This window comes from Demequina sp. NBRC 110054 (genome assembly GCF_002090115.1).
GTDB lineage: Bacteria > Actinomycetota > Actinomycetes > Actinomycetales > Demequinaceae > Demequina.
In genome coordinates this window covers 69,408-94,214 of the sequence record NZ_BBRK01000004.1, presented here as the reverse complement: position 1 = coordinate 94,214, position 24,807 = coordinate 69,408, and the positions used below count along the sequence as shown (strand labels likewise).

Annotated in this window: 18 protein-coding genes; 12 read left to right on the top strand and 6 right to left on the bottom strand. The window is 69.6% G+C overall.

Going from position 1 to position 24,807, the window contains the following annotated elements; translation table 11 throughout:
- Positions 1-137: 137 nt before the first annotated feature.
- From B7K23_RS00420 to B7K23_RS00405, 4 genes are all read right to left on the bottom strand, one after another.
- Positions 138-740, bottom strand: a complete 603-nt coding sequence (locus tag B7K23_RS00420) for a GDSL-type esterase/lipase family protein (RefSeq protein WP_084124137.1) — start codon at positions 738-740, stop codon at positions 138-140.
- Positions 737-4,477, bottom strand: a complete 3,741-nt coding sequence (locus B7K23_RS00415) for a multifunctional oxoglutarate decarboxylase/oxoglutarate dehydrogenase thiamine pyrophosphate-binding subunit/dihydrolipoyllysine-residue succinyltransferase subunit (RefSeq protein ID WP_375730879.1) — start codon at positions 4,475-4,477, stop codon at positions 737-739. The genes B7K23_RS00420 and B7K23_RS00415 overlap by 4 nt, the downstream gene beginning before the upstream one ends.
- A 217-nt stretch (positions 4,478-4,694) precedes the next feature.
- Positions 4,695-5,498 carry an ABC transporter permease gene (locus B7K23_RS00410; protein WP_084124133.1) on the bottom strand — a complete coding sequence of 268 codons (804 nt, stop codon included), beginning with the start codon at positions 5,496-5,498 and terminating at the stop codon, positions 4,695-4,697.
- Positions 5,495-6,418, bottom strand: coding sequence for an ATP-binding cassette domain-containing protein (locus B7K23_RS00405; protein WP_084124132.1), 924 nt, complete (start codon positions 6,416-6,418; stop codon positions 5,495-5,497). The genes B7K23_RS00410 and B7K23_RS00405 overlap by 4 nt, the downstream gene beginning before the upstream one ends.
- Positions 6,419-6,530: 112 nt before the next feature.
- On the opposite strand from B7K23_RS00405, the gene B7K23_RS00400 reads away from it, so the two are divergent.
- The 3 genes from B7K23_RS00400 to B7K23_RS00390 all read left to right on the top strand — a co-directional run bounded on the left by B7K23_RS00400 (position 6,531) and on the right by B7K23_RS00390 (position 9,895).
- A complete protein-coding gene (locus B7K23_RS00400; RefSeq protein WP_084124131.1) occupies positions 6,531-7,841 on the top strand; it encodes a hemolysin family protein in 1,311 nt (436 codons plus the stop codon).
- A complete protein-coding gene (locus B7K23_RS00395; protein WP_084124129.1) occupies positions 7,838-8,872 on the top strand; it encodes a hemolysin family protein in 1,035 nt (344 codons plus the stop codon). The genes B7K23_RS00400 and B7K23_RS00395 overlap by 4 nt, the downstream gene beginning before the upstream one ends.
- Positions 8,873-9,040: 168 nt before the next feature.
- The gene (locus B7K23_RS00390) at positions 9,041-9,895 is read left to right on the top strand and encodes a M15 family metallopeptidase (protein ID WP_084124127.1); all 855 of its coding nucleotides are present in this window, start codon (positions 9,041-9,043) and stop codon (positions 9,893-9,895) included.
- 19 nt (positions 9,896-9,914) lie between these two features.
- Here the strand turns inward: B7K23_RS00390 and B7K23_RS00385 are convergent, their stop codons facing one another.
- On the bottom strand, positions 9,915-10,889 hold the full coding sequence (locus tag B7K23_RS00385) for a patatin-like phospholipase family protein (protein WP_159451246.1): 975 nt from the start codon (positions 10,887-10,889) through the stop codon (positions 9,915-9,917).
- Between the two features lie 154 nt (positions 10,890-11,043).
- The gene (locus tag B7K23_RS00380) at positions 11,044-11,871 is read right to left on the bottom strand and encodes a class II aldolase/adducin family protein (protein WP_084124123.1); all 828 of its coding nucleotides are present in this window, start codon (positions 11,869-11,871) and stop codon (positions 11,044-11,046) included.
- Positions 11,872-12,082: 211 nt separating this feature from the next.
- On the opposite strand from B7K23_RS00380, the gene pgmB reads away from it, so the two are divergent.
- From pgmB to B7K23_RS00335, 9 genes are all read left to right on the top strand, one after another.
- Positions 12,083-12,754 carry a beta-phosphoglucomutase gene (gene pgmB, locus B7K23_RS00375; RefSeq protein ID WP_084124121.1) on the top strand — a complete coding sequence of 224 codons (672 nt, stop codon included), beginning with the start codon at positions 12,083-12,085 and terminating at the stop codon, positions 12,752-12,754.
- Between the two features lie 537 nt (positions 12,755-13,291).
- A complete protein-coding gene (locus B7K23_RS00370; protein WP_084126047.1) occupies positions 13,292-14,638 on the top strand; it encodes an ABC transporter substrate-binding protein in 1,347 nt (448 codons plus the stop codon).
- Between the two features lie 94 nt (positions 14,639-14,732).
- Positions 14,733-15,614: a carbohydrate ABC transporter permease gene (locus B7K23_RS00365; RefSeq protein WP_084124119.1), complete on the top strand. Its 882-nt coding sequence runs from the start codon at positions 14,733-14,735 to the stop codon at positions 15,612-15,614.
- Complete coding sequence (locus B7K23_RS00360) at positions 15,611-16,492, top strand: carbohydrate ABC transporter permease (RefSeq protein ID WP_234996346.1); 882 nt, start codon at positions 15,611-15,613, stop codon at positions 16,490-16,492. Before B7K23_RS00365 ends, B7K23_RS00360 begins: the two co-directional genes overlap by 4 nt.
- Entirely contained in the window at positions 16,489-19,080 is a 2,592-nt protein-coding gene (locus B7K23_RS00355) for a family 78 glycoside hydrolase catalytic domain (protein ID WP_084124117.1), read from the top strand. Before B7K23_RS00360 ends, B7K23_RS00355 begins: the two co-directional genes overlap by 4 nt.
- Entirely contained in the window at positions 19,077-20,129 is a 1,053-nt protein-coding gene (locus tag B7K23_RS00350; protein ID WP_084124115.1) for a family 43 glycosylhydrolase, read from the top strand. The genes B7K23_RS00355 and B7K23_RS00350 overlap by 4 nt, the downstream gene beginning before the upstream one ends.
- A 50-nt stretch (positions 20,130-20,179) precedes the next feature.
- On the top strand, positions 20,180-21,220 hold the full coding sequence (locus B7K23_RS00345) for a LacI family DNA-binding transcriptional regulator (protein ID WP_084124113.1): 1,041 nt from the start codon (positions 20,180-20,182) through the stop codon (positions 21,218-21,220).
- Positions 21,221-21,248: 28 nt separating this feature from the next.
- Positions 21,249-22,274, top strand: a complete 1,026-nt coding sequence (locus B7K23_RS00340) for a LacI family DNA-binding transcriptional regulator (protein WP_084124111.1) — start codon at positions 21,249-21,251, stop codon at positions 22,272-22,274.
- 133 nt (positions 22,275-22,407) lie between these two features.
- On the top strand, positions 22,408-24,693 hold the full coding sequence (locus tag B7K23_RS00335) for a glycoside hydrolase family 3 protein (RefSeq protein ID WP_200809747.1): 2,286 nt from the start codon (positions 22,408-22,410) through the stop codon (positions 24,691-24,693).
- The last annotated feature ends 114 nt before the right edge of the window (positions 24,694-24,807 follow it).

The following is a 24,807-nucleotide window of genomic DNA, read 5'->3' as shown; positions in this document are numbered from 1 at the left end:
CGACACGCCGCGAGGAAGGGCGACACGCTCGCGTGTCGCCTGGGAATCCGTGCCCAGTGCATGGCGGGGTGAGCTGCACCGGGACGATGCTGCTGCCGGGACGATGCGGCGGTCGCCCACTCCTCGCGCGGCCAGGGTCAGGCGTCGGTGTGCTCGAGCCCCAGCCAGTCGTACCAGGCCGAGTGCAGCACGAGCCACGCCATGAGGCCGTAGCCGGCCTGCTGCGGCAGCCCGTCGCGGCCGGTCGCCATGTCGGTGAGCCACTGGTCGTGCCGCGCGAGCGGGCTGTACATGTCGATGTACGGCACGGCGCGGCGCTCGGCCGCCTCCTCGCACAGCGCGGCGAGCTCCGCGATGCGCGGGCCCAGCTCCTCGGGTCCGGGCGGCGGTCCGGCGAGCATCGTGGAGAAGCCGAGCGCGTGCGCGCGGTCGAGAGCGTTGGCGATGTTGAGGCGGGTCATGGTGGACGACACGCCCTGGAGCACGTCGTTGCGGCCGATCGCGAACAGCACGTGGCGCGAGGCGCCCTCCGCGTCGCTCGGGCCGACCCGGCGCAGCGCCTCCTCGTCCCAGCGGCTCGTCATCTCACCCGTCGTCTCGCCGGGGACGGCGAGCAGGTGGAAGCCGAGGTCCGGTGCGAGCGGAAGGGTGCGCGCCGCGACGCGTCCGGTCCAGCCGAGGGCCTTGGGGTCGCCGATCCCGGCGACCAGCTCGTCCCCTACGAAGAACACATCCCTCATCGCGCGAATGCTCGAGCCACGAGCTCCTCCTGCTCCTGCTTGTGACGTGACGCCAGCCCAGAGGCCGGCGAGGCGGCTGCCGACCGCGAGACGACCGTCACCGTGGTGTCGATGATCTGCGGCAGGCTGAGGGAGATCTTGGCCCATGCCCCCTGGTTCTCGGGCTCCTCCTGGACCCAGACCACCTCGGCCCCATCGTAGGGGGCGAGCGCCTCGCGGATGGCATCGTGCGCGAGCGGGTACAGCTGCTCGAGCCTGACGATCGCGGTCGAGCGGTCGCCCGAGCGGTCGCGGTGCGCCTCGAGGTCGTAGTAGACCTTGCCCGCGCACACGAGCACGCGCGTCACGTCCTCGGGGTCGAGGGTGTCGGGGATGACCTCCCGGAACGTGCCGGTGGCGAGGTCGTCGACCGAGCTCGTGGCGGCCCTGAGGCGGAGCATCGACTTCGGGGTGAAGACGATGAGCGGACGACGCGGGCGGTCGTACGCCTGGCGGCGCAGGAGGTGGAAGTAGCTGGCCGGCGTGGACGGCATCGCGGCGATCATGTTGTTCTCGCCGCACAGCTGGAGGAACCGCTCGACGCGAGCCGACGAGTGGTCGGGTCCCTGGCCCTCGAAGCCGTGGGGGAGCAGCAGCACGACGGACGACGACTGGCCCCACTTCTGCTCGGCGGAGGACACGAACTCGTCCATGATCGTCTGAGCGCCGTTCACGAAGTCGCCGAACTGCGCCTCCCACAGCGTGAGCGCGTCGGGGCGCTCGACCGAGTATCCGTACTCGTAGCCCACGCACGCGTACTCGCTCAGCGGCGAGTCGTAGATGTGCAGCCGGGCCTGGTCCGCGCTGAGGTACAGCAGCGGCGTCCACTCGGCGCCGGTCGACCTGTCGTGCAGCACCGCATGGCGCTGGACGAAGGTGCCGCGGCGCGTGTCCTGTCCCGAGATGCGGACGGGCACGCCCTCCTGGAGCAGCGTGCCGAACGCGAGGATCTCGCCGAAGCCCCAGTCGATGCCGCCGTCGCGGCTCATCGCCTCGCGGCGCTCCATGAGCTTCGCGAGCTTGGGGTGGATCGTGAAGCCCTCCGGCGGTCGCGTGTGGGCGCGGCCGATGCGCTCGAGCTGGCTCGCCGCGACGGACGTCTGCCAGCCGACCATGACGCCAGCGTCGGACGACTGCGAGCTCGGCACCTCGAGCCCGGAGAAGGACTCGGCGCGGGACTCGAAGCCCTCGCGGGTCTCGAGGAACACGCGCTCGAGCTGCGCGAGGTAGTCCTTCGAGACCTGGTCGGCCTCGTCGGTCGTGATGTCCCCGCGGCGGATGAGCGACTCGGTGTAGAGGTGGCGCACCGAGCGCTTCGCCTCGATGAGGTCGTACATGCGCGGCTGCGTCATCGACGGGTCGTCGCCCTCGTTGTGGCCGCGGCGGCGGTAGCAGACCATGTCCACGATGACGTCCCTGTGGAATGCCTCGCGGTACTCGAAGGCCAGGGTCGCGGCACGCACGCACGCCTCCGGGTCGTCCCCGTTCACGTGGAAGATCGGGATCTGGTACCCCTTCGCGAGGTCCGTCGCGTAGCGCGTCGACCGCGAGTCCTGGGGCCCGGTCGTGAAGCCGACCTGGTTGTTGATGACGACGTGCACGGTGCCGCCGACGCGGTAGCCGCGCAGCTGCGCCATGTTGAGGGTCTCCTGCACGATGCCCTGGCCGGCGAAGGCCGCGTCGCCGTGGATCAGCACGGGCAGGACGGGGAAGCCGTCCGTCGCGGGGTCGGCGCCGAGGGCGTCGAGCTTCGCGCGCACGATGCCCTCGAGCACGGGGTTGACCGCCTCGAGGTGGGAGGGGTTACCGGCGAGGTAGACCTGCGTCTTGTGGCCGGTCTCCGCCGTGAACACGCCCTCGGTGCCGAGGTGGTACTTCACGTCTCCCGAGCCCTGGACGGATCCGGGCAGGGCCGTGCCGTCGAACTCGGAGAAGATCTGCGAGTACGACTTGCCGGCGAGGTTCGCGAGCACGTTGAGGCGGCCGCGGTGGGCCATGCCGATGCAGACCTCGGCGATGCCGGCGCGCGCCGACTCCGACAGGACGGCGTCGAGCAGCGGGATCAGCGACTCGCCGCCCTCGAGCGAGAACCGCTTCTGGCCCACGTACTTGGTCTGGAGGAAGGCCTCGAAGGCCTCCGCGGCGTTGAGGCGGCGGAGGATGCGCAGGTGCTCGGCCCTGTCGGGACGGGTGAAGCCGTGCTCGAGCCGCTCCTGGAACCACCGCCGCTGCGTGGGATCCGAGATGTGCATGTACTCGAGGCCCATCGTGCGGCAGTAGGCGTCCCGCAGGCGGTTGAGCACGTCGCGCATCGTCCAGCGGTCCTGGCCGGCGAAGCCGCCCGTCGGATACGTGCGGTCCAGGTCCCACAGCGTGAGGCCGTGCGTCTGGATGTCGAGGTCCGTGTGCTTGCGCGGGCGGCTCGACAGCGGATCGACGTCGGCCATGAGGTGGCCGCGCGAGCGGTAGGCGTGGATGAGGTCCGCGATCTTCGCGGGCTTGGCCGCCTCGGCCGCCTCATCGGTCATCGAGTCCTGGATCCAGCGGACCGGCTCGTAGGGCACGCGCAGGGCCGCGAAGACGCGGTCGTAGAAGCCGTCGAGGCCGAGCAGCTTGCGGTGCACGATCGCGAGGAACTCGCCGGACTGGGCGCCCTGGATCACGCGGTGGTCGTACGTCGACGTCAGCGTCATGACCTTGGAGACGCCGAGCCTGGCCACGGTCTCGGGGTTCGCGCCCTGATACTCGGCCGGGTAGTCCATCGCGCCGACCGCGATGATCGCGCCCTGGCCCTGCATGAGGCGCGGCACGGAGTGGACCGTGCCGAGGGTGCCGGGGTTGGTGAGCGTGATCGTCGTGCCCTTGAAGTCCTCGGGCTGGAGCGTGCCGAGCCGCGCGCGCTTGACCACCGAGTCGTAGGCCGTCCAGAACTGGTCGAAGTCCATCTGGTCGGCGTTCTTCACGTTCGGCACGAGCAGCTGGCGCGAGCCGTCGTCGTTCGCGAGGTCGATCGCGATGCCCAGGTGCACGTGCTCGGGGCCGCTCACGGCGGGGCGCCCGTTCGCGTCGGTCGCGTAGAACGAGTTCATCGACGGCAGCGCGTCGATGGCCTCCACGAGCGCGAACGCGACCAGGTGCGTGAAGCTCACCTTGCCGCCGCGGGTGCGCGCAAGGTGGTTGTTGATCACGACGCGGTTGTCCTGGAGCAGCTTCGCGGGCACGGGGCGCACGGACGTCGCGGTGGGGACGGCGAGCGAGGACTCCATGTTGGCGACGACGCGCGCGGCGGGGCCGCGCAGCCTCTCGAGGCCGTGGTGGTGGTCACCCGACTCGCGCTTCTCGTGGTCGGGACTCTGGAGGTACAGCGCCGTGGGAGCCTGGGCGGTCGCGACAGGCTGGGTCGGAGGCGAGGCCATGACGGTCTGCTCCGGATCCGTGGGCTGCACAGGTTCCGAGGGCGCCGGAGGCGTGGCGGCCTGCGCCGCCGGGGCGGGAGGCGCCGCTGCCTGCGTGGCGGGCGGGTCGGCGGAGATCGCCGCCTGCGGCGCGGGTTCGAGAGCCGGGGGCGCCGCGGGGGCGTGCTCGGCGGGGACAGGACTGGGTGACGTGGCGCCGGAGGGGGACTCCTGGGCCGGCTCGACCTCGGGCGTCGGCTTCGTTGCCGACTCGTGCACTGCGGGCTCCTGGCCGGCTCCCACGAGCAGGGAGGCGACGGACGGGGCGCCCGCGGCGTGCACGATCGAGGTGCGGTCGGTGTCAGGCGCGCTGGTGTCGGGGGACACGTGTGGGCCGCTCACTTTCTCGCGATGTCGCTTCGATGCGGTACTGCATGTCTCATCATCGTGCCTCATCCCCCCTCGATGAAACATCTCGCGCGCATTTGGGCAAATCGTTACGCGCTCGGCGGAGGCATCCTCACGCGAGGTCGCGCCTCAGCGATGTGAGCCAGCCGACGCCCGCCGCGACCGCCCCGTACCCGAGCAGCACGAGCAGCCCGCCCCACGCGGGAAGCAGGTCCGACATGCCCGCCGCGGAGTAGAAGCTGCTGCCGGCGAGAGCCTCGCCGGCAGCGCCGGGAAGGAATCGCGCGACGGGTGCGAGCGGCTCGACGAACCCGAGGGCGAGCCGCAGGATCGGCTCCACGAGCTGCGTCCACCCGAGCACGATCACGATCGCCGCGACCTGGTTCGTCACCGCAGAGCCGAAGCCGACGCCCACGAGCATCCACGCGGCCATCGCGACGACCGACAGCCCGATCGATCGCAGGACGTCGGGGTCGTCGAGCATCACGGGCTGGTCGGACATGCTGAAGGCGACGGCTCCCACCCCGACGGACGCGAGGGCCGACACGACTCCGTAGAGGACTGCGAAGGGCAGCGCCGCGCTCAGCTTGCCCAGCACGAGCCTGCTGCGGCTCGGCTGGGCCAGGAGCGTCGTGGCGAGCGTCCGGTGCCGGAACTCGCTCGTCATCATGAGCGCGCCGAAGGCGAGCGGGAACGCATAGCCGAGCGAGACGCCCATCGTGTAGACGGTGATGGCCATGTCGCGCGGCGGGATGACGAGCTCCTGCCCGTCCGCGCCAGTCGTGTCGCCGAAAGCGAAGGCGAACGCGAAGACGCCCGCGAAGAAGACGACCGTGGCCGCCATGAGGATCAGGAGCACCCACCACAGGCGGGTCGTCGTGACCTTGCGCAGCTCGGAGCGGAACGTGGCGGTCATGCGGCCGCCTCCGCGCCCTTGAGGCCCGCGAGGGAGGGTTCCTCCGTCAGGCGCAGGAACACCTGCTCGAGGTTCTCGCCGTGCTCGGCGAGGTGGTGGAGCTCGACGCCGGCAGCGAACGCGGCGGCCCCCACCTCGGCCGCGGTCGTCTCGGGGATCGTCGCGGTGCCGTCGGCGGCGATCGACGCGCCCTCCCAGCGAGAGACGAGCGCGGCTAGCGCGCCCGCGTCGGGGGAGCGAAGGGACACCTCGGGCGAGGCCAGCGCGCTCATCTCCGCGAGCGACGAGGCGTGCCGGATCGTGCCGCGCGCGATGATCACGACGTCGTCGACCGTCTGCTCGACCTCCGACAGCAGGTGAGAGGACAGCAGCACGGTGCCGCCGCGCTCGGCGAACGACCTCACGAAGGCGCGCATCCACGTGATGCCCGCCGGGTCCAGCCCGTTCGCGGGCTCGTCGAGGACGAGGGCGCTCGGGTCGCCGAGCAGGGCCGTCGCGAGGCCGAGCCGCTGGCGCATCCCGAGGGAGAAGGCGCCGACGCGTCGGTCGGCGGCTTCCGTCAGGCCCACCATGGCGAGCACCTCGTCGCAGCGCGAGTCGGGGACGTCGCTGAGCGGCGCGAGGGTCCGAAGGTGTCCGCGGGCGGTGCGGCCGGGGTGGAACGCGGGCTCGAGATGCGCACCGACTGTCGTGGCCGGGCGGGAGAGCTGTCCGTATCGGCGGCCGTCGAACGTCGCGGTGCCCGCCGTGGGGGTGAGCAGACCCAGGAGCGCGCGCATCGTCGTCGTCTTGCCCGCGCCGTTGGGGCCGAGGAAGCCCGTGACCCTGCCCGGCTCCGCGACGAAGCCGACGTCCTGCGTCGCGACGACGTCGTCGTAGCGCTTCGTCAGCCCGTCGACGACGATGCGTGGTCCCTCCATGGCTTGTCCCTCCCGATTGTTATAGAGAAACTAGCACAGTTGGAACGCTATGCCCACAGGGCCCCCGCCTGTATCCTTACGACATCATGGACCCTGACAGTTCCAGCCTCCCGTGACCGAGTGGATACTCGTAGGAGTCGGCGTCCTCCTCACGCTCGGTACCGCGGTCTTCGTCGCCGCGGAGTTCTCCCTCGTCGCCCTCGATCCTTCTCAGGTCGACGATGACGCCCCCGGCGCCAAGCGCATCCGCCGCTCCCTGAAGCACCTCTCGACACAGCTCTCGGGCGCCCAGGTCGGCATCACGCTCACCACGATCCTGCTCGGCTACACCGCGCAGCCCGCGCTGTTCGAGCTGCTCAGCATCCCGCTCGAGTCGGTGCCCTTCCTGCGCGGTGCGGTGGCCGGCCTTGCGGGGACGCTCTCGCTCGTGATCGTCAACGCGTTCTCGATGATCATCGGCGAGCTGGTCCCCAAGAACGCGGCGCTCGCGGACCCGTGGAGGACCGCCCGCGTCGCGGCGCCGCTCAACGCAGGCTTCACGGTCGCGCTGCGCCCCGTGATCGCGACGCTCAACGGCGCGGCCAACGGCATCCTTCGCGGAGTGGGGCTCGAGCCCAAGGAGGAGCTGTCGGGAGCCCGCTCGCGTCAGGAGCTCGCGGCCCTCGTGCGGCGCTCCGCCGAGGTGGGCACGCTCGACCCCTCGACCGCGCTGCTGCTCAAGAACTCGATCGAGATGGACGATCTCACCGCGATCGACGTCATGACCGACCGCACCAGGATGCAGACGCTCGACGCCGACGCGACGGTGGACGACGTCATGTCCCTCGCGAGGGCCACCGGGCACTCGCGCTTCCCTGTGTGCGGCGACGGCCCCGACGACGTGCTGGGCCTCGTGCACCTCCGCGCGGCGTTCGGCGTGCCGGCCCACGAGCGCTCCGCGACGGCCGCGAACGCGATCATGGTCGATGCGCCGCGCGTGCCCGAGACCATGTCCCTCGCCCCGCTCCTGGTCGAGCTGCGCGGACTGGGCCATCAGTGCGCGATCGTCGTGGACGAGTACGGGGGCACCGCCGGCCTCGTGACGCTCGAGGACGTCGTCGAGGAGCTCGTCGGCGAGGTTGCGGACGAGCACGACCACCGGCGCCCCGAGGCCTATCGCATCGTCGGTGGGGCCTGGATCCTCGAGGGCCTGCTGCGGCCCGACGAGGTGCACGAGGCGACCGGGCTGTCGATCCCCGAGTCCCACGCCTACGAGACGGTCGGGGGATTCCTCATGTCGCGGCTCGGAAGGGTCGCGCAGGTGGGCGACGAGGTCCGCGAGGCGGGCCTCGCGATCCGCGTCGAGCGCATGGACGGTCGTCGCATCGACCGTGTGCGACTCGAGGAGATCCCTGAGGACGAGGACCAGGAGCAGCGTCGATGAGCCTCGAGATGGTCGCGATGATCGTGGCGCTGCTCGCCGCGAACGCCTTCTTCGTCGGCGCCGAGTTCGCCGTCATCTCCGCGCGCCGGTCGTCGATCGAGCCGCGCGCCGAGGCAGGATCGCGCTCCGCGGCGACGGTGCTGTGGGCGATGGAGAACGTGTCGCTCATGCTCGCCACCGCGCAGCTCGGCGTCACGGTCTGCTCGGTGAGCCTCGGTGTCGTGGCCGAGCCCGCGCTCGCTCACGCCCTCGAGCCGGTCCTCGAGGCGATCGGTCTGCCGGAGGACGCCGCGCACCCGGTCGCGGTCGCGATCGCGCTTCTCGTCATCGTGGGTCTCCACGTCGTCGTCGGCGAGATGGTGCCGAAGAACGCCGCGGTCTCGAGCCCCGACCGCGCGGCGATGCTGCTCGGCCCCCCGCTCGTGTGGATGGGTCGCGTGGTGCGCCCGATCATCGAGGCCCTCAACTGGCTCGCGAACATGATCCTCAAGGGCATCGGGATCGAGCCGCGCGACGAGGTGACGTCCGCGTTCACGGCCGACGAGGTCCACCAGATCGTGGAGCGATCGAGCGAGGAGGGGACGATCTCCGACGCCGCCGGGCTGCTGACCGGAGCGATCGAGTTCTCGGACAACGTCGCCTCCGACGTGATGGTCCCGATCGGCGACGTGCTTGGGGTGCCCTTCGGGGTCACGGTGGACGAGTTCGAGCGCGCGGTGACGCGCACCGGATTCTCGAGGCTCCCCGTCATGGACGGCGGACGATGCGTGGGCTACCTGCATATGAAGGACACGCTGTTCATGCGGCCGGGGGAGCGCGAGGACCCTATCCAGGGCTGGCGCGTGCGCGACCTCCCGGTCGTCGCCCACGACGACGAGGTCGAGACGGTGCTCGCGAGGATGCGCTCGACCGGTGCGCACATCGCTGCGGTCGCCGAGGACGAGCAGACCGTGGGGCTGCTCTTCCTCGAGGACATCCTCGAGGAGCTCGTCGGGGAGGTCCGCGACTCGATCGCCCGCGGCAGGGCATAGCCGATCTCGGATCAACCTCGCAGATGCCTAGGACCGCCCACACGCATCAAATTGAGACGTTTGTCACCTGCCTGCCTTCTCACCGTGACCAATCCGTTATCCTTCTACGAGTGCCCGACCGCCCCCGGTCAGGCATCACGAGTCGAGCGAGAAGGGCCGAGGTCTTCCGTGAACGTACGCGCACATGCGTCGGATGCCGGCGATCCGACCCTCCGCGCGAAGCGTCACCACGGCTCCCGTCGACTTCGTCGTCTGCGCGAGACGCAGGAGCTGAAGATCCGCTCGACGCACAGGCGCCGCAAGACGCTGACCCGCGGCGGCGTGATCGCGAGCTTCGGCATGGCCATGCTCGTCTACCCGATCGTGGGCACCGTGCTCCCGTACGCCGACACGGTCGAGGAGATTCCCGGCGTCGTCGTCGGTGAGGCCCCCTCGACCGCGCACGCCCTGCTGGGGCGCGGTCCTCAGCTGGTCGAGGCGAGCCTCGACGCGCCGTCGGAGAAGGAGGTCGCGAACGCGATCGCGGTGTCCGACACCTACACGGTCAGCGAGTACCTGCCTGACTGTCAGCCGACGGGCACCTACCCGACCGCCCCCAACGGCCAGCTCGCGGACTCCAACCTGTGCGAGATCGCGGGTGGCTCCCTGCTGTGGGCGGATGCGGCGATCGCCTTCGCGGAGATGAACGCGGCCTATACGGCGGAGTTCGGAACCGACCTGTGCGTGGGTGAGGGCTACCGCTCGCTCGCCAAGCAGTACGCCACCAAGGCCTCGCGCGGGTGGCTCGCGGCGACGCCCGGTACCTCTGTCCACGGCTACGGACTCGCGATCGACCTGTGCGAGGGCGCCTTCCAGGGTTCGTCCAAGGCCTGGCTCGATGCGAACGCCGAGACCTGGGGCTGGGTCAACCCGACCTGGGCGAAGACGACGAAGTGGGAGCCGTGGCACTGGGAGTACGAGCCTGCGACCACCGCGATGGACCTGTACGGCTCGGGCTCGTACGGCAACGGCGTCACGGACTGACCCGCTCGGCGTCGTTCAGCTACGGAGCGATCGCATCGCGGCGGTCGCGCCTGCGCAGCCGCGCGACCGCGTCGGCCCCCTCTGCCGCCACGATCTCCTCCGCGCGGTCCCGCATCGCGCCCGCGCGCGTGACGATCGACTCCTTCACGACGTCCGCGAGCGATCCCGCCGATCCGCCGCGAATCCTGTCCGCGGCCCGTGCCGCGAGGGCCTGGGCGTCCACGCCGATCGGATGCGGGTTCACGACGGCGTACTGAGCGAGCTCGCGCTCGGCCGCCTCGCGCCCCAGCTGCACGAGCCCGGGGATGTCATCCGTGGACCACTGGGTCCGCTGGCCGATCTGCGGGCGGACCATGGTCACTCGCGAGTCGATCTCGAGCTCGTGGATCGCGGTCCCGGTGCGGTAGCGCGGCAGCGCATCCCACTCGGCGGAGAGGCGCACCCCGATGACGTCGCTCGCGCCGATCTCGAAGGCGGCCTGCAGAGGAAGGTTCTGCACCACGCCTCCGTCGACGAGCAGGTGCCCTCCTAGCCGCTTGGGCCTGAACAGCCCGGGCACAGCGATCGACGCGCACATCGCGTCCGTGAGGGATCCCTCTGACAGGAGGACGGCCCTTCCCGTCGCGACGTCGGTCGCCACTGCGGCGTAGCGGATCGGCAGGTCCTCGATGAGGCGGTCGCCTCCCGCGACCCCGTCGATCGTGCGGCGGAGCCCCTCGGTGTCGAGGATGCCCAGGCCGGGCATGAACGAGAAGGTGCCGAAATGGCCCCACTCGGCGTTCAGCACGAGCCGCTCGAGGTCGTAGGGGTCCATCCCGGCCGCGTAGGCGGCACCGACGACGCTGCCCGCGGAGGTGCCGACGACGAGCTCGGGTCGGATGCCTCGCTCGTGCAGCACCTGGAGGACCCCGACGTGCGCGGCTCCGAGCGCGCCGCCGCCGCCGAGGGCGAGGCCCAGTCGCGGCGCGTAGCGAAGATCGACGCGCTCCTCCATGCCGCCATCGTAAGGAGAAGGGCATCGCCGCCGCGAGGGCGGGAGGCTCATCTGTGGATGGTCGGCCCGAGGGTGGGGCGATCGGGCCGACCGGGAAACGACGAGGGCCCCGGGAGTGATCCCGGGGCCCTCGTGAGGAGGGTGAGGCGCGTTCCTAGGACAGCCAGGGAGAGTCGATCGAGAAGGTCTCGGCCACGCCGCGGATCTCCGCAGCGCTGAGGCCCTCGGCCTTGCCGCCGACCTGGAGGTCCATGAACTCGTACTTGGCGCCGGTCTCGGCGTACTCCACGCGGTCCACCGCTCGATAGACCGAGATGTCCGAGCGCGACATGGTGCCGTGCTTCGACCACAGGGTGATCTCGAAGTCGCGCAGGCCAGCGACGTTCTCTTTGCTCATCTCCTCGGAGCCGGGGATGCAGAACGGGAGGACCGCGATGCCCTGCGACAGGGACACGATGGTCTCCGGCTCCCAGCGCAGGATCGCGCGGTTCATCGCCTCGGTGGTCTGGTAGGCGGGGACGTGGCTGAGATAGGTGAGGTGCGGCGGCTGGGCGTGCACGACGGCCTGGAAGTCGACGCCGCGCGTCGCGACCTGGTCCTGGTGCACCGCGAGGTGCGAGTTGAACTCGGACGTCAGCTTCGCGAACTTGCGGACATTCGCGGTGTACAGGGTGCCGGTGAGTCCGCCCTCGTGGACCTTCACCGCGCCGATCGCGGCGAGCGGCTCCTCGTGGATCTGACGAAGGCGGCGGCCGGACCCGGTGACGAGCAGCGTGCCTCCCGCGAGCGCAGGGGCGGGAACCGGGAGCGCGATCTCCTCGGCGTTGGGGAAGTGGCGCCGAACCTCGACGTCCCAACCCATGTAGACGGAGATGTTGCCGGCGCCGGCCTCGGATGCATCGATCTCGCAGATGCGGGCTCCGGACTCACCGATCTGTTCGATGAGCTCGTCGAGGGTGGGCTTCGGGTGGTCGGTGGCCATGGTGTTCCTTCCTGGGGGGCGACGTCGGTGTCGCGTTCTTTGGTGAAGCTCTTGAAACGATTCAATCATACCTCAGGGGCCTGAGGCGCGCCCAAGGTCCCGGTCGTGGCGGTCGTCGAGGGTCGATCGCGCGCCACGTCGTGACTCTTGCGTGCTCATCCCCCAGAATCGTAAGCGGACGTGAAGGACGATCACCCTGGGAGGACTCGACATGACCACCTATCGCGCAGCGCTCTTCGACCTGGACGGCGTGATCGTCGACACCGCGGTGCACCACTTCGCCGCGTGGAGGCAGACCGCGGCGGAGCTCGGCTTCACGCTCGCCGACGAGGACGAGGAGCTCCTCAAGGGCGTCGGCCGCATGGATGCGCTGCGGGTCGTGCTGCGCATCGGCGGCGTCACGGTGTCCGAGGAGGAGGCCGTGCGCCTCGCTGCGGAGAAGAACGCCAGGTACGTCGAGGCGATCAGCTCGATCACTCCCGACGACATGCTTCCCGGCGCGCGCGAGTACCTCGAGGGGCTGCGGGGCCGAGGCGTGCTCACGGCGCTCGGGTCGGCGAGCCGGAACGCGCCGATGATCCTCGAGTGCCTCGAGATCGTGGACCTCTTCGACGCGGTCATCGACGGCTCCGTGGTGACTGAGGCCAAGCCGAATCCCCGCGTGTTCCTCGCGGGCGCCGAGGCGCTCGGCGTCGAGCCCAAGGACTGTGTGGTCTTCGAGGATGCGATCGCGGGCATCGATGCGGCGCATGCGGGCGACATGGTGGCGGTCGGAATCGGCGACCCCGCGGTGCTCACCGAGGCCGACGTCGTGATCCCGGGGCTGCACGCCGCGGGCGAGCTCGCAGACAAGGGCATCGTCTTCGTCGGCCGCGAGGGCTGAGCCGCGCCTGCGGCTGCCCGCATCCACGCGTTGGTGGCGTCACCCGGGAGCGGTGCGATGCGCTCGGACCCGTGGTTCCGCGCGCTACCCGCATGGTGTCCCTGGGCGGAGCGTCGCGCTTCGGCTCTCCGATGGGAGGCGAGTCCTCGCCTGTCATCGTGGATCACCGGTGGACGTAGGCGATTTGAAATTTCAATGATATCGATTCAATAACAGCGGGGTGCCGGCTGCGATTCTGCGAGAGCGGCAAGCGCGAGTTGTGAGCGTGAACAATTGGCCGGAGCGCGTGCGATGCGAGGCTTGCCTGCTCCGAGAGTTCGGGCGATATGCAATTGAAATACCTGGTAGAAGGTGAATTAGGACTTGCTTCAGGTTCCTTGAATGTATCGCCCGAGCGTGGGCGGTGGGCTGTCGTTCGGCGTTCCGGGCCGGCCGGACGAAACTGTTGACAGCCCGGCGGCAGAGTCCTAGCCTCCGAAATGAAGCGCTTCAAAGTGGAAGCGTCTCTCATGGCTGATTCAAGGAGGAATCGTGAACATGACCTTTGCGCCCCGTCGCACCACGCTCGCGGCGATCGCACTCACCGGCGTGGGGGCCCTGACCCTTGCGGCCTGCAGCTCCGGCGGAGATACGGAGGCCTCGGGCTCGGCCTCGGACTCGGGAGCCACCGAGGAGACCGCCACCACCAGCGACGAGTTCACCTACCTGGGCCAGACCCAGAACACGACCATCGCGGCGACGCTCGAGTCCCTGCAGGCCGGCGCATGCTCGGCTGCCGCGGACGGCACCCCGCTCGTGACCGACGCCATCGACGGCACCACGTGGGACCAGCAGCTGCAGGTCTACGCGGGCAGCGACGCGCTCACCAACTTCTCCATGGCGGCGGGCACCCCGTCGCTCATGAAGGAGTTCATCGACGCGGGCCTCGTGCTCAACCTCACCGAGGCCTTCGAGGAGCTCGGCGTCGAGGACGCGGTCCTTCCCGCAGCCGAGGCGACGCTCGAGCAGCTCTACGGCACCGACGACCTCTACGCTCTGCCGAGCGAGTACAACATCGAGGGCTTCTGGTACAACGAGGAGCTCTTCGCGGAGGCCGGCGTCGACGTGCCGACCACGTGGGACGAGCTCGTCGACGTGGCCGCCGCGCTTGACGCCGCGGGCATCCAGCCCTTCATCGCCGCGGGCTCGGACGGCTGGCCCGTCACCCGCCTCGTCGGCAACTACATCCTTCGCGACCTCGGTGCCGACGCGCTCCAGAAGGTCGCCGACGGCGAGGCGAGCCTCACCGACGCGGAGTACGTCGCGGGCGCCGAGGCAGTCGCCGAGCTCGGCGACGCGGGCTACTTCGGTGCCGCCGCCGGCTCCGTCGACTACAACACCGCGATGAACCAGTTCCTCACGGGTGGCGGCGCGATGTTCTACATGGGCAGCTGGGCGCTCGGCAACTTCAACGACGAGGAGCAGAACCAGATCGGTGCGGACAACATCGGCTACTTCGCGTTCCCCGAGGTCTCGGGCGGCGCGGGCAGCATCGATGAGGTTCCTGCGAACGCGGGCATCCCGGTCATGTTCAGCACCGTGAACTACTCGGACGACATCGGCGAGTGGGTCAAGTGCATCGCCGAGAACTACGGCAACGTGGCGCTCGCCGAGTCCGGCCAGGTCACCGGCTTCACCATCACCGAGACCCCGGCCGACCAGTCCGACCTCACCACGCTGGTCCAGGACGAGATCGCCAACGCGACGGGCTCGGTGCTGTGGTTCGAGGCGGCGTTCACCTCTGAGGGCACCACGGTGTCCCAGACCAACGGTGGTGGCCTGATCACCGGTGCCGTGTCCGCCGAGGAGTTCATGCAGCTCGTCCAGGACGCCAACCAGGAGTAGGGAACTCCTCTTCCCCTCTCTCTCCACGTCGGTTCCGGGGTTCGCGTCGCCGCGGGCCCCGGAGCCGGCACCACCAGCAAACTAGGACACCACCGTGGAATCCGTATTCCGTAACCGGCGTGCGACGGCGCTCATGCTCACGCCCGCGCTGCTGGTCTACACCATCGTCATGATCGTCCCGATCCTGTGGTCGGTGACGTACACCTTCCAGTCGGGCAACGCGGTCTCGGGCTTCGAGTTCGTCGGCCTCGACAACTGGATCGAGTTCTTCGGCGACTCGACCGCCCACGACGCGCTGTGGTTCACCCTCAAGTACGCAGTCGTGATGACGACCCTCCAGGTCGCCGCGGGCTACGGGCTCGCGCTTCTGTACATCTTCTTCCTGCAGAACAAGTCGTCGCTCGTGCGCGCGACCATCTTCTTCCCGGTGATCCTCCCGACCGTGGCCGTCGCGCTGATGTTCTCCCGCATGTTCGAGGCCGCGCCCACCGTCGGCCCCGTGAACACGATCTTCATGTGGATGGGCGGCGACCTCACGGACTTCCTCGGCACGCCGTCGTACGCGTTCTGGGTCGTCATCCTCATGGACGTCTGGCGCTCGATGGGCTTCTACGCCGTGCTGCTGTACGCGGGGCTCGTCGAGATCCCGACCGACGTCATGGAGTCCGCGAAGATCGACGGCGCGTCGAGCTGGAGGCTCGTTCGCAGCATCGTGTTCCCGCTGTCGCTGCCCGTGCTGCTGTCCGCGGTGATCTTCTCGATCAACGGCACCTTGAAGGTGTTCGACTCGATCGTTGCGCTCACCAACGGAGGCCCTGGCTCCGCGACCACACCACTGACGCTGTACATGTTCCGCACCTCGTTCGCTTACGGCCAGTACGGATATGGCAGCACGATCGCCTTCGTGCTGACGATCCTGTGCCTCCTCGCGACGGTGTTCGTGTTCCGCTCGATGCGAAAGGACGTGACGAAGTGAGCTCCGCCACCCTCGGCGACGCGCCCGCGCGTCGCAGCAAGAAGCCCCTCAGGATGCGCGTGCGCAGGCTCCCTGGCTGGATCGGGGTCGGCCTGCTCCTGCTGACGGTCGTCTACCCGATGTTCTGGATCCTCATGGGCTCGTTCAAGACGCAGCCCGAATTCCTCTCGGAGCCCTTCTGGGCGCTGCCGCAGCAGGTCAACCTGGACAACTACATCTCGGCCTTCGTCGAGGGCGGACTCGCCACGTACATCAAGAACTCGGTGCTCGCGGTCTTCCCCTCGCTCGGACTGATCCTCGTGTTCGGGACTGCGGCGGCATACGCCCTCCAGATCCTCATCTGGAAGGGCAGGAGCGTGATCCTCGTGATGTTCCTCGCGGGCATCATGATCCCCACGCAGATGATCCTGCTGCCGCTGTTCAACGTGTACTACCAGGCAGGCATCACGAACTCGATCTGGCCGCTGATCATCACGTACACGGCGATCGGCATGCCGCTGACGGTGTTCATGCTCGCGACCTTCATGCGGCAGCTGCCGCAGGAGGTCTTCGAGGCGGCGACGCTCGACGGCGCGAACGTCTACCGGATCTTCTGGAGCGTCACCGTGCCGCTCGTGAGGAACGCGATCTTCACGGTCGCGCTCGTGCAGTTCTTCTTCCTGTGGAACGACCTGCTCATCGCGCTGACGTTCGTCACCAAGGCCGACCTCAGGACCATCCAGGTCGGACTGCTGAACTTCACCGGCCAGTACGGCGCCGTCGACTACGGCCCGCTCTTCGCGGGCATCTCCGTCACGGTGTTCGGCACCCTCGCCCTCTACATCTTCCTCAACAAGAAGGTCATGGCGGGCATGACGCAGGGAGCGGTGAAGGGATGACCGCCGTCACTCATGTCCGCGCGGAGCTTCGCGCGGACGCCCTCGGGCTCGGCACCTCCACGCCCCGGCTCTCGTGGCACCTGGACGATGCGGCTGCTCCCGAGGTCGCCCAGGCCCGGGCCGTGGGCGCCGCGGGAGAGCAGGTCGCGGACCTCGCGAGCGCGACGGGCGTCCTCGTCGACTGGCCCTTCGCCCCGCTCGGCTCGCGCGAGGCGGTCGACGTCTCGATCCGCGTGTCCTCGCACGGGGAGTGGTCCGACTGGAGCGCGCCCCTCGTCGTCGAGGCTGGACTGCTGGACGCCACGGACTGGACCGAGCCGCTCGTCGTCCCGTCGGCGGCCGCTCCGCACGAGCTGCGCCCCTCGCATCTGCTGCGCGCCGAGTTCGACCTGCCCGAGGTCCCCGTGCGGGCGCGGCTCTACGCCACGGCCCAAGGCGTCTTCACCGCTGCGCTCAACGGCGACCCCGTCTCGGACGAGCACCTCGCCCCGGGCTGGACGAGCTACACGCATCGCCTGCGCTACCGCGTCCACGACGTCACCGCGCTGCTGCGCGAGGGCCCGAACGCCCTCGCGGTCGAGCTCGCCGACGGCTGGTTCCGCGGCCGCATCGGCTTCGACGGTGGACTGTGGGACGTCTACGGCGAGCACGTGGGGACACTGCTCCAGCTTGAGGTGGCGGACGCGTCCGGCGCGACCCGCATCGTCCCGCTGGGCGACGCATGGCGCTCCCTCCCCGGCCCCGCCGTGCGCGTGGGGCTGTACGAGGGGGAGACCTACGACGCGCGTCTGGTCCCGTTCGGGTGGGACGTCGCCGGCTTCGACGACTCCTCGTGGTCCCGGCCCGAGGCGCGTGCCGCATCGTCCGTGACCGCGCGCCTCGAGGCGGCGATCGGCGAGCCCGTGCGGCCCATCGAGGCTCTCGCGCCCGTGACCGTCGAGCGCCGCCCGAACGGGCGCATCCGCCTCGACTTCGGCCAGAACATCTCGGGTCTCCTGCGCATCGCGGTGGACGCGCCCGTCGGCCATACCGTGCGGCTGCATCATGCCGAGGTGCTCGAGAACGACGAGCTCGGGACGAGGCCGCTCAGGCTCGCGATCTCGGTCGACTCGTACACCTCCGCGGGTGACGGTCCGGTCACGTGGATGCCGCGCTTCACCATCCACGGGTTCCGCTACGCGGAGCTCGAGGGCTGGCCCGGCGAGCTGTCCGACGGCGACGTCGAGGCGGTCGCGATCCACACCGACATGGAGCGTCGTGGCTGGTTCGAGTGCAGCGATCCGATGCTCAACCGCCTGCACGAGAACACCGTGTGGAGCATGCGCGACAACTTCGTGGATCTCCCGACGGACTGCCCGCAGCGAGACGAGAGGATGGGGTGGACCGGCGACATCCAGGTGTTCGCGCCGGCCGCGGAGTTCCTCTACGGCGCCGACGGCGTCCTCACCTCATGGCTCAAGGACGTCGCGGCCGAGCAGGAGCCGGACGGCTGGGTGCCGAACTTCGTGCCGTGGGTCGAGTGCGGATTCCCGCGCAGCGCCTCGGCCGCGTGGGGCGATGCTGCCGCGATCGTGCCGTGGACGATGTACGAGCGCCGCGGCGACCTCGGCGTCCTCGCGGCCCAGTACGCGAGCATGAAGGCCTGGGTCGACCACCTCGAGCTGCGCGTCGGCCCCGACGACGTGGTCGAGGGGTCGATGGAGCTCGGCGACTGGCTCGACCCTGCCGCGCCGCCGGAGGACCCGGGCCTCGCGCGCACCGACAAGTACCTGGTCGCGAGCTCCTACGTCGTGAAGTCGGCGCGCATCGTGGCCGACGTGGCGGCGCTGCTCGACGAGGCGGAGGACGAGGCTCGCTACCGCGCGCTCGCCGACCGCGTGGTCACGGCCATCCGCGCTCGGTGGTTCTCGGACCTCGCGGGCATCGCCGACGCCCCGACCGCGCTCGCGCTCGGTCTCGAGTTCGGCCTGGTCGAGGACGCCGCGGTGCGTGAGCGGCTCGGCGACCTGCTGAGCGAGGCGGTCCGCGCGGGCGGCCATCACGTGCAGACGGGCTTCGTCGGCACGCCGATCATCTGCGACGCGCTCGCGTCCTCGGGGCATCTCGACGACGCGTACGGTCTGCTGCTCCAGCAGGAGTGCCCGTCGTGGCTCTATCCCGTGTCCATGGGGGCGACGACGATCTGGGAGCGCTGGGACTCGATGCTGCCTGACGGCAGCATCAACCCGGGAGACATGACGTCGTTCAACCACTACGCGCTGGGCGGGGTGGTCGACTTCCTGCACCGTGTCGTCGCGGGGCTCGCCCCGGTCGCGCCCGGCTATCGCGAGGTGGAGATCCGACCCCGTCCTGGCGGCGGGCTCACCTCGGCGTCCGCGCGACACCTCAGCCCCTTCGGGCTGATCGGGGTCGCATGGACGCTCGACGGCGACGCCTTCGTGCTCGACGTCGTCGTCCCGGACGGGGTGACGGCCTCCGTCGTCCTTCCGGACGGTGCGACGCACAGCGCACACGCGGGAACCCACCACTACACCGCGACCATCGAGGGCGGAGCCGCCCTCGCGGAGACCCAGGAGGATGCGCGATGACCGCGCCGATCTACGACAGCTTCCATCCCGGCCAGGAGTGGCTGGACACCGACGGCAAGCCCATCCAGGCGCACGGCGGCTCGGTGATGGAGGTCGACGGCACCTACTACTGGTACGGAGAGAACAAGGAGTTCACGACCCCGGGCTCGGGCATCTGGCACTGGGGAGTGCGCTGCTACTCGTCGACGGATCTGTACAACTGGAAGGACGAGGGCGTCATCATCCCGCCCGTCGAGGACGATTCGACCTCGCCGCTGCATCCCGGGCGCGGGATGGACCGTCCCCACATCCTCTACAACCCTCACACGAAGAAGTACGTGTGCTGGATCAAGGTCATGTCGGGCTCGGTGCAGCTCTCGTCCACGCTGGTCGCCGACTCGATCCTCGGGCCCTACACGATGGCGAAGGCCGACTTCCGGCCCCTCGGCATGTACGCCGGCGACTTCGATCTGGTGGTCGATCCGCACGACGGCAAGGGCTACTACATCTTCGAGCGCGTGCACTCGGAGCTCATCGTGGCCGACCTCACCGACGACTACACGGATGTGACGGGCTACTACTCGACGCACTTCCACCACGGGCGGCCGCCGTTCACGCGCGAGGCGCCGTCGTTCTTCCGCCACGGAGGACGGCAGTACCTCGTGACCTCAGGGACGACGGGCTACTACCCGAACGCCTCCGAGGTCGCCGTGGCGGACACGATCCACGGGCCGTGGTCCGTCGTCGGGGACCCTCATCCGGACGATGCGTCGCGCACCTCGTACCGCACGCAGGTGAGCTCGGTCTTCAACGTCCCGGGCAAGGACTTCCACATCGCGCTCGGGGACCGCTGGCTGCCCGACTACGACGCTCACGGTTCCGAGGCGTACGACCTGTTCGACGAGTACTTCGCGCAGATCGAGGCCGGTGCCGAGGACACCGGGATGCGTGAGCTCACCGTGCCCGACCCCTCGCGAGCCCGCTACGTCTGGCTGCCGATCCGCTTCGCGGACGACGGCCGAGTGCTGATCGACTGGTACGACGAATGGCGGATCGAGGACATGGCATGAACCCGGAGAGGCGCCGCGACAATGGGGTCCCGCCGCCTAGGATTCAGCGCATGACGGAGTCGGACGCCGGCAACGGAGCCAAGCGCGCCTCGATCATGGACGTCGCCGCGCTCGCGGGCGTGTCACAGGGCACCGTGTCCAACGTCCTCAATCACCCGGAGAGGGTGTCGCCGCGCACGCGGGACAAGGTGGAGCAGGCGATCGCCCAGCTCGACTTCAGCCCCCACGGGCCAGCGCGGTCGCTCGCCTCCGGCTCGACGCGTGCGCTCGGCCTCATCCTGTCCGACCTCTCCAACTCCCTGTTCGTCGACATCTCGCGAGGAGTCGAGCGCATCGCCTCGGAGCACGGGACGTTCGTGCTCATGGCGAACACCGACTCCGATCTGGAGCGCGAGCGGCGATACCTCGCGGCGTTCGCCGCGACCCAGACGATGGGCACGCTCGTGACGATCAACGACGCGAGCCACTACCGCGCGCTCGCGGACGGGTACCGCGCGGGCAGGCCGCTGGTCTTCCTCAACTACCGCGGCGACGACGGCACGCACTGCGCCGTGCACACCGACAACTACGAGGGCGGTCGGCTCGCGGCGCGGCATCTCGTGGAGACGGGCAGGCGACGCCTCGCGCTCGTGGGCGGGCCCGAGTCCCTCCAGCCGGTCGCGGACAGGTGTCGTGGCTTCGAGGATGAGGCGGGCGAGCTCCTCGCGCAGACGGTGGTTCGCGAGGACGTCGGCGAGCTCAACCGCGCGTACGGGTGGAGCGCGGGGCGGGCGCTGCTGAGCCGGATCGAGCGCGGAGAGATCGACGGGATCTTCGCGATCGCGGACCTCGTCGCAGCCGGCGTCGCCCAGGCGCTCTCGGGAGCGGGGGTGCGGATCCCGGAGGACGTCGCCATCGTCGGCTATGACGACAACCGCGCGGCGTGGGACAGCCCCCTTCCGCTCACCACGATCAGGCAGCCGGGCGAGGGCATGGGCGCGGCGGGCGCGAACCTGGTGTTCGAGGAGCTCCACGATCCCTATCACGAGCACCGGATGGTGCACCTCGCGCCGACGCTCGTAGTGCGTCGCAGCACCGTCGCGAGCCCCTGAGCAGGGGAGATCGCCGTACGCTGGGCCTGTGAGTCACGCGAGGGGCGACGACGGCAGGGTGCGGATCGACGATGTCGCCGCGCTCGCGGGGGTGTCGAAGGGGACCGTCTCGCATGTCCTGAACCACCCCGATCGGGTCGCGGTCGCCACGCGGGGGCGGGTCGAGGCGGCCATCTCCGAGCTCGGCTTCGTCCCGCATGCGACCGCACGCTCACTCGCCACGGGCACCGCGCCCATCGTCGGTGCGGTGCTGAGCGACCTGAGCAACTCCTTCTTCACCGACATCCTCGCCGGGATCGAGTCCGTCGCGGATGAGCGGGAGGCCTTCGTGCTGGCCGCCGACTCGCGCCAGTCCCTGAGCCGCGAGCTCCGCTACGTCGGGATGTTCGAGAGTGCCCGTGCGCTCGGCACGCTCCTCAGCCTCAACTCGGAGCAGCAGTACGAGGGCGTGAGGCATGAGGCGGCGCGCAAGCGTCCGCTCGTGCTTCTCAACCATCGCGCCGATCCCGCGCACTTCTGCTCGGTGCACGCGGACAACGTCAGGGGCGGAGGGCTCGTCGCGCGTCATCTCCTCGAGACGGGGCGCACGCGCCTCGCCCTGGTGTACGGGCTCCGCATGCTACCTCCGGTCGATGAGCGCGTGCGCGGGTTCGAGGTTGAGCTCGCGTCCCACGGACTGACGATCGCTCGCACGGTCGAGGTGCCGAACCTCAGACGTGCCTCGGGCTGGGCTGCCGGGGGCGAGCTCGCCGAGGCGGTGCGCTCGGGTGAGATCGACGCGGTGTTCGCGGTGTCCGACCTGCTCGCCGCGGGCCTCGTGCAGTCGCTGGTCGAGGCCGGTGTCGCGGTTCCCGAGGACGTGGCGGTGGTCGGCTACGACGACAACCAGGCGGCGCGCGACACCCCCAGGCCGCTCACGACGGTGCGGCAGGGAGGCCGGGCCATCGGTGCAGTCGGGGCGGGGCTGCTCTTCGAGGAGATCGACGACCCCGCGCACGAGCATCGGGCCGTCGACATCGCCCCCACCTTGGTGATCCGGGGCACGACGGCCTGACGCAGGGGCCCGGAGATCCGGCAAATCGCCGAAATCGCTCCTAAAACTTCAAATGTTGCAGGTCGTTCCTGCCCTTGATACGTTTCACGTGGACTGAACTTGAACCGGTTCAAGTCCACGGTATGGACACTCAATGGCGAGGAAGGGATACCTCATGGAAGCAGTACTGCGCGCCCGATTCGGGCCACGCCGGCGCCTCATCGCCTCGGCGGCATTGCTGGGAGCGGCGGCGATGATGCTCCCCGGGACTCAGGCGAGCGGCGAGGTGGCGGACGACGGCGTCGTCGACTGCTCGACCGTCGCGTGGATGGACACGTCGCTGACCGCGTCGGAGAGGGCGGACGCCCTCCTCGAGGCCAGCACGCAGAGCCAGATCTACCGCTGGCTCAACGAGCAGGCCGCCAACAACCCCGAGCAGACCCAGTGGACCAACCGGCGGACGGGCGAGGTGACCGCCGAGTACGAGGCGCAGGTCGCGTGCACCCCGACGGTCGTCTACACCGATGGCCCCGACGGTGTGCGCTTCACCGAGGGCGTCACGGCCTTCGCGGCTCCGATCGCGGTCGCCTCCTCGTGGAGCCTCGAGCTCGCCGAGCTCAAGGGCGCCGCCCAGGCCGATGAGGCCTACGACATGGGCAAGAACGTCATCCTCGGACCGGGCGTCGCGAGCGGTCGCACGGTGCTGTCCGGCCGTACCCCCGAGTACTTCGGCGAGGATGCGGTGCTCGCCGGCCTGATGGCTGCGTCGACGATCGTCGGCATCGAGGACTCGAACGACCCCGACAAGGCCGTGCTGTCCGACCTCAAGCACTTCATCGCCAACGAGCAGGAGACGAACCGGTCGAGCTCGTCGTCCAACGTGGACGAGCGCACCCTGGTCGAGTCGTACAGCCTCGTCAACGAGATCGCGATCACGCGCGGCGGCACGTCGTCCGTGATGTGCTCGTACAACCAGATCAACGGGACCTACGCGTGCGAGAACGCCGACGTGCTCAACACGCTACTCAAGGACCAGATCGGGTTCGAGGGCTACGTGGTGTCCGACTTCGGCGCCGTGCACTCGACGGCGGATGCGCTCATGAACGGTCTGGACCAGGAGCTCAACGCGCCGAACTACTTCGCTCCCGACAACCTCGACGCGGCGCTCGCGGCCGGTGAGATCACCCAGGAGCGCATCCTGGATGCCGCTCATCGCGTCGTCGAGGCGTACATCGGCGGAGGCCTGTTCGACAACCCGCTCCAGGATGAGGCCGTCGAGGACGCCTCCACCGACGAGCACAAGGAGATCGCTCTCCAGACCGCGCTCGAGGGCTCTGTGCTGCTCCAGAACGACGGCACGCTGCCGATCTCGCTCGGCGACGACCTCACGGTCGGGCTGTTCGGCGCCACGGCGTCGGCGACGGCGACCGATGGGATCAGCGCGTCTTCCGTGTGCTCGATGAAGTGGGCGTTCGGTGGCGGCGGCACGATGACGTGCGAGGACCTCGTCGCACCCGACGAGGCCTTCGCCGAGGCGATCGCCGAGGCCGGCGGGACCCTCGTGGTCAACGACGGCAGCGACCTCGAGTCGGCCGCGGCTGATGCCGCGGACGTCGACGTCGCTATCGTGTTCGGCTACCAGCGCACCGGGGAGTTCAGCGACCTCGCCGATCTGTCGCTCCAGGGCGGCGGTGACGAGCTGGTCGCGACGGTGGCGGCCGCCAACGATCAGACGGTCGTGGTGCTCAACACAGGCTCGGCGGTCGAGATGCCGTGGCTCGACGACGTGTCCGGCGTGCTCGAGATGTGGTACCCGGGCGAGCAGTTCGGCCCCGCTCTCGTGCAGCTCCTCACCGGTGAGGTCTCCCCGTCGGGTCACCTTCCGATGACCTTCCCGGCCTCGCTCGAGGAGACCCCCACCGGCGCCTCGGAGGCGCAGTTCCCGGGGATCATGGACTCCTCCAACATCCGCCAGGTCGACTACTCCGAGGGCATGGAGATCGGCTACCGCTGGTACGAGGCGCAGGACGTCGAGCCGCTGTTCGAGTTCGGCTACGGCCTCACGTACTCGGAGTTCGAGTACAGCCACCTGCAGGTGACCCCGACCAGCCACAAGGGCACCCACGAGATCCGCGTGAAGTTCCGGGTGACCAACACCGGTGACGTCGCGGCGACCGAGGTCGCCCAGGTCTACCTCGAGCTCCCGGCGTCCGCCGACGAGCCGTCGAAGCGGCTCGCCGGCTGGGCCTCGGTGGACCTCGAGCCCGGCGAGCACGAGAACGTCACCGTGACGTTCACCGCCGAGGACCAGGAGGACCTGCACCTCCTGCAGTACTGGGGCGCGGACGACGACGAGTGGGTGACGCCCAGCGGCACCTACACCGTCACCGTCGGCGGCTCGATCGACACGGTGCTGGAGGACACCTTCAGCCAGAAGTAGGGAAGGAGACCGAGGGGTCCCGGGAGCGTCCCGGGGCCCCTCGGCGCACCCCGCGGCGGGACTGCGTCGCGCGGGTGTGAAGCAGAGCTGACGGGCCGTCGCCATCGGCGGCCC

Excerpts from the sequence above, each read along its gene's own strand:
- B7K23_RS00385 (WP_159451246.1), bottom strand. The coding sequence starts at position 10,889 with ATGGAGGAGCGCGTCGATCTTCGCTACGCGCCGCGACTGGGCCTCGCC.
- B7K23_RS00410 (WP_084124133.1), bottom strand. The coding sequence starts at position 5,498 with ATGACCGCCACGTTCCGCTCCGAGCTGCGCAAGGTCACGACGACCCGC.
- B7K23_RS00420 (WP_084124137.1), bottom strand. The coding sequence starts at position 740 with ATGAGGGATGTGTTCTTCGTAGGGGACGAGCTGGTCGCCGGGATCGGC.
- pgmB (WP_084124121.1), top strand. The coding sequence starts at position 12,083 with ATGACCACCTATCGCGCAGCGCTCTTCGACCTGGACGGCGTGATCGTC.
- B7K23_RS00405 (WP_084124132.1), bottom strand. The coding sequence starts at position 6,418 with ATGGAGGGACCACGCATCGTCGTCGACGGGCTGACGAAGCGCTACGAC.
- B7K23_RS00345 (WP_084124113.1), top strand. The coding sequence starts at position 20,180 with ATGACGGAGTCGGACGCCGGCAACGGAGCCAAGCGCGCCTCGATCATG.
- B7K23_RS00355 (WP_084124117.1), top strand. The coding sequence starts at position 16,489 with ATGACCGCCGTCACTCATGTCCGCGCGGAGCTTCGCGCGGACGCCCTC.
- B7K23_RS00380 (WP_084124123.1), bottom strand. The coding sequence starts at position 11,871 with ATGGCCACCGACCACCCGAAGCCCACCCTCGACGAGCTCATCGAACAG.
- B7K23_RS00335 (WP_200809747.1), top strand. The coding sequence starts at position 22,408 with ATGGCGAGGAAGGGATACCTCATGGAAGCAGTACTGCGCGCCCGATTC.
- B7K23_RS00395 (WP_084124129.1), top strand. The coding sequence starts at position 7,838 with ATGAGCCTCGAGATGGTCGCGATGATCGTGGCGCTGCTCGCCGCGAAC.
- B7K23_RS00370 (WP_084126047.1), top strand. The coding sequence starts at position 13,292 with ATGACCTTTGCGCCCCGTCGCACCACGCTCGCGGCGATCGCACTCACC.
- B7K23_RS00350 (WP_084124115.1), top strand. The coding sequence starts at position 19,077 with ATGACCGCGCCGATCTACGACAGCTTCCATCCCGGCCAGGAGTGGCTG.